Origin of the sequence: Rhodopirellula sp. JB055 (genome assembly GCF_043100905.1) — a bacterium.
In the GTDB taxonomy this organism is placed as follows: domain Bacteria; phylum Planctomycetota; class Planctomycetia; order Pirellulales; family Pirellulaceae; genus Rhodopirellula.
In genome coordinates this window covers 1-4,558 of sequence record NZ_JBICHO010000612.1, presented here as the reverse complement: position 1 = coordinate 4,558, position 4,558 = coordinate 1, and the positions used below count along the sequence as shown (strand labels likewise).

Sequence of the window (4,558 nt, the reverse complement as noted above, 5' to 3'; positions counted from 1 at the left end):
CAAGAAATTCGCGAGCTCCCTCGCGTTCCGTGTCGTCCAGCCAACCGTTGTCGTCGTCGTCAAACTTTTCAACGAGTTTCTGTTCTGGTTGGTTCGGGCCTCCAGGGCCACCGGGGGGTTGAGCCTGGATGTTGGGTGAACAACCGAGCCCACCAATGAAGGTGACTCCGGCGAACAACAAAACTGGTGGGCGAACGTGTGGGAGACGGAGCATTCAAATACCTGGCAAACAAGACGCGAGATGGCGGAAGAAAAGCCTTCTTCTGGTCAGTTGCAAATCCAGGTCACAACCGCCACAAAAAATGAAGAATCATTTTCGCTGGCTTGCCGGCACATTGCTTGCTTGGTCGTTTGTTGATCGCCGTTCCGCGATCGAACGCTTTTCCTTCCCTTCTACGATGAGAAATACAGATGCTTCGGGAATCCAATCCAACTGGCTCTGAACTCAACTGCCGGAAATTCCGCCTCGGGCGTCGGATTTTTGTCACAACCTGTGCAATGGCGATCACTTGTTTGCCGGTTTGCGCCAAGGAGCCCAAGGGGGAACTGGAAAACAAAGCGGCGAGCAAAACGGAGCAACTCCGTCAAGAAATTGTCGACAAGGGGTTGGCTTTTCTGGCCAAGGAGGGGCAATCCGAACAGGGCACTTTCTCGGACAGAGTCGGGCCAGGCGTGACCGCGCTGGCCATCACGTCGGCGCTGCGCAACGGAAAAAAGCTGGATGACCCAATGGTCGCGGAAGGTTTGAAAGCACTCGAAGGCTATGTCAAACCGGACGGCGGCATCTACGGCAACGGCCGGCTGAAAAACTATGAAACTTGCGTCGCGATGGTTTGCTTCGCCGAAGCGAACAAGACCGGCCAGTACAAGGAAATCTTGAAACGCGCCAAGGAGTTCGTGACAGGAATCCAGTACGGCGAAGGAACCAAGGATCCCTCCGACCCCTGGTATGGCGGCGTCGGGTACGGCGGTGCCGGCCGACCTGATTTGTCCAACACCGGGTACATGATCGAAGCCTTGCGAGCCGTTGAGACTCCGGCGAGCGACCCAGCGATTCAACGCGCGCTCGTGTTCATTTCGCGATGCCAGAATTTGGACACCAAGCACAACGACACCCAGTTCGCTGACAAGGTCGATGACGGAGGGTTCTACTACGAAATCCCAACGACCAAGATTGATCCGAGCACCTCGGAAGAACGCTTCACGCCCAATGGTGGACTTCGCAGTTATGGATCAATGGGGTACACGGGTTTGAAGAGCATGATCTTTGCCGGTCTGACAAAGGAAGACCCTCGTGTCAAAGCCGCTCAAACCTGGATCCGAGACCACTACAGCGTTGAAAAGAATCCCGGCATGGGGTCCGCTGGTCTGTATTACTACTATCACACCTTCGCGGCGGCGCTCGACGCGGCGGGACTGAAAACGGTTGTCGATTCCGAGGGCGAGGAACACGACTGGAAAGCCGAATTAATTGCGGAATTGGCCGAACGTCAGAACGAAGATGGATCGTGGAGCAACGAAAATCAACGATGGTTTGAAAACGATAAAAACCTCGCTACCAGTTTTGCTTTGATGGCACTGGGACACTGTCAGTGAGTGTTGTTACCTGACGATTCATTCGCAGACGAACGAGGCATTTGAATGTCGAGACAATCGAAGTGGTTGTGGGGAAGCCAGATCGCAGCATTTTGCATGCTTGCGATCTGGGCTGCCGTGGATCCTTCGTTTGGATCACTGGTTCGAAGCGAATGGTTTTCAGTTTCATGGCTGCAAGCCAATCCAGTTCGCAGTGTTGGGATCGGTTTGATCGCGATCTTGGCCGTGGGAAGTCTGTTTGGTTTGCTGGTTCAGTTCTTTGCCAGATCGTCGCCAACGACTCAGCACCGATCGTTGGCGCAGTTGTTGGCGGTGGTCACTTTGGCGGGTTTTTGGTTTGCGCTTGCGACCCACGTTGACTCGATCGCATGGCAAGGTAAGCGGGCACGGTTTGCCTTGCGTGTGGAGGGACTGGAACGCATCGTTGCACCGCTTCGGGAGGAGTGGCCGAAACACGACGGTGAGCTGCCAGAGATCGGTCCCTTCATGGCGTATCCATTTGGACGTCCAACCACGTTGGTTCTGTTGCAGGCTCCTTCGGTCGCGGAGCAAGCCGTTTACGTCAGTGCGATTGAACTGCAAAACGGCGCCATCAAGCTGCAACTGACCGGGACCGATGGTGGTGATTGGGCGGAGTGGCATCCACCTAAGAGTCGACCAAGTTCATTCGTGGGTGGATTGTCCGACCCACACGAATTGGAGTTCGCCACTTCGATCGGCCGCGGTTGGTACTTGGTTCGATACCAAAGCTAAGTCACAGACTCGGTTGAGCGTTGCCAGCGAACTCTTCGACAAGTGCTTGCCAGGCTGACAATGCCAACGGATCGGCGTCATCAACTTCGATTCTCTCGTCGGCTGCCTTCGCGCCGCACTGTTGCAACCAAGCGTCGATTTGTCGGCCGAATGCACAGTACTCGTCGTAACTGCTGTCGCCGAGTGCGAGCACCGCGTAGGTCAGCGATGACAAATTATGCTGGGAAGACATCACTTCCTCGGCAAATTCATATGCGTGAACGGGCGGTTCACCATCTCCCGCCGTGCTGGCCAGGAAAAATGCGTGTGGAGAGGTCTGCAATTGCTCGACGGATAATTCATCCAGAGGCAGCAGTTCGGCAACTTTGCCGGCCGCACGTAGCAGTTCCAATGTTTGTTGCGCCAGTTCTTCAGCGAATCCTGTTTCGCTGGCATAAACGACCAACACCGAATCGTCGTTGGCCGAAGCCGCCGGGCGGTTCTCAGCCACTTGTTCGGAAGTGACCGAGACGACATTCGTCGTCGATGTTTTTGTTGCCGAGTCACTTCGAAATGACCAGGCGCACAGCAAACCGTAGGCGATGAGAGAGCCCGCCGCCATCCACCAACGTGCGGCACTTGGTGGTGCGACCCACCAAGCGCCTTCGGTCCATTGAGCCAGGAACCAAGCGGCGATCATGAGCACCGCGAGGCAAATGGCGTTGATCTTCAAGCTCATTGAGGCAGAACTTCAACGGTGCCAGCGTAGCTCATGCGGCGACCAGCGGCGTTCTTGATCTTGGTCTCCTTGTCTTGGTGACTGGTTTCGATCCAGTACATGCCAGGCTCGGACCAAGTGACTTGGAATTCGCCTTCTTCATTGGTCGTGACTTTGGTTTCTTCTTGGGAGTTGCGATAGCGTGTGCCGCCTTGGATCACAACGATTTCCAAGTCTTTCTGAGGTTGGCCATTGACCAGGAAGCGGAACGTTGCTGTTTCGCCCGCGTACAGGTCGTTGGGATGGGTCACAGGAATCAGCTCAATTCCCTTGCCGACTGGTTGCAGCGCGTCCAGCGACGGGGCACCGTTGGTGACGAACGTTTCGACCCGACCGTAGCTTTCGGTGATGCGAAGGTTGTCGACATCGGTAGGAACTTCACTTGCGATCGCGTCAGCGCTTCCACGCCAACGACGACGTTTGCCGTTCTCTTCCCAGCTTGCAAAGGCACCGTCGTGGATGATCGCCAAGCGATAGGTGCCACGCTGAGTCAGGGGGAGATCAAAGACGCTGCGGTACTTGCCTTGGGATTTGTTCTGAGCTTCGGCTGCGGTTCCGTCAGGAGCCGTGATGACCAAGTTGTCCAACCCCAGTGGAAAGTGATTGAAATAGAACAGGTCATTCGAAACGGCCGCGTCGACAGTCAACCAGGGCTCGGGACCCGAGAACACGGTTTGCGATGGCAACAACCAAACCTTGTGGGCATAGGTCGTGCTCGGAATGGCGGTCAGCAAAAAAGCAAACGAAAGGAGCAAGCGATTCATGTTCATTCTCGTGTTAAAAAGGAAGTTCATTTGGTGGATGGGATGACGAAGGTGATTTCGCCGAGTTCTTCTTTGCCGGCGGCATTCAGTTTTTGTGTCGTCTTGGAAGGCCATACAAATGGCAGTTCCACAATTTCGCGACCGCCGACTTCGCGGGAGGCCTCGACCATCAGGCTATATTTGCCAGCGGGCAATTTTGAAAATCGTTGCTTGTGGTCGTCGAACGTCAATTCATGTTTGCCGGCAGGACGGGTGGCGCTGGACACTCCATCCACGGGCATTTCCAGCGAACGTCCAGAACGACGCCACCACTGACGCAAGTCGGGCAACCACTTGGTGCCTTCGCCTTCGCCGGATTTGGTCAGTTGGTACCAAACGGCTAAGTTCGCAACGCACTTTCGGTTTTCGTCTTGGATCCAGATCGCCACATAGGGACGGTGGTATTCCGAGACATTCAACCGTGGGATTTCAACGGTCGCTTTCCAGTCTTCGGCGGTCGTCTGGCTGACGCCGAGCAGGGCGATACCGAGCATCAACGCAATTCGATTCATCATGGAAGGAAGTCGAGTCATCAAGAGGAAGGAAAGTGTTCAGTGAATGAGTAACACCGCCAATAGGAACGGCAGGAAGAGTCCGAGTCCGACGAGTGGCCAAGTCATTTTTCGACGTCGAGCGTGTTCCACCAACA

The 4,558-nt window shown here is 55.1% G+C and carries 6 protein-coding genes and 1 pseudogene; 2 read left to right on the top strand and 5 right to left on the bottom strand.

The genetic code is table 11. The features are described from left to right. Positions 1 to 214 (bottom strand): annotated as a pseudogene (locus tag ACF8AM_RS23990) (spore coat protein CotH); the annotation flags it as partial. Between the two features lie 197 nt (positions 215 to 411). Here ACF8AM_RS23990 and ACF8AM_RS23985 point away from each other — a divergent pair. Continuing rightward, positions 412 to 1,596: a prenyltransferase/squalene oxidase repeat-containing protein gene (locus ACF8AM_RS23985; protein WP_392558075.1), complete on the top strand. Its 1,185-nt coding sequence runs from the start codon at positions 412 to 414 to the stop codon at positions 1,594 to 1,596. A 45-nt stretch (positions 1,597 to 1,641) separates the two neighbouring features. Then, entirely contained in the window at positions 1,642 to 2,349 is a 708-nt protein-coding gene (locus ACF8AM_RS23980; protein ID WP_392558074.1) for a hypothetical protein, read from the top strand. Between the two features lies 1 nt (position 2,350). On the opposite strand, the gene ACF8AM_RS23975 is transcribed toward ACF8AM_RS23980, so the two are convergent. The 4 genes from ACF8AM_RS23975 to ACF8AM_RS23960 are packed head-to-tail and all read right to left on the bottom strand — an operon-like array spanning position 2,351 to position 4,553. After that, complete coding sequence (locus ACF8AM_RS23975) at positions 2,351 to 3,067, bottom strand: flavodoxin domain-containing protein (protein WP_392558073.1); 717 nt, start codon at positions 3,065 to 3,067, stop codon at positions 2,351 to 2,353. Then, positions 3,064 to 3,870: a DUF4198 domain-containing protein gene (locus tag ACF8AM_RS23970; protein ID WP_392558072.1), complete on the bottom strand. Its 807-nt coding sequence runs from the start codon at positions 3,868 to 3,870 to the stop codon at positions 3,064 to 3,066. The genes ACF8AM_RS23975 and ACF8AM_RS23970 overlap by 4 nt, the downstream gene beginning before the upstream one ends. Positions 3,871 to 3,896: 26 nt before the next feature. Further along, positions 3,897 to 4,424, bottom strand: coding sequence for a DUF2271 domain-containing protein (locus ACF8AM_RS23965; protein ID WP_008655059.1), 528 nt, complete (start codon positions 4,422 to 4,424; stop codon positions 3,897 to 3,899). 36 nt (positions 4,425 to 4,460) lie between these two features. Next, on the bottom strand, positions 4,461 to 4,553 hold the full coding sequence (locus tag ACF8AM_RS23960) for a PepSY-associated TM helix domain-containing protein (protein ID WP_392558076.1): 93 nt from the start codon (positions 4,551 to 4,553) through the stop codon (positions 4,461 to 4,463). Positions 4,554 to 4,558 lie beyond the last annotated feature (5 nt).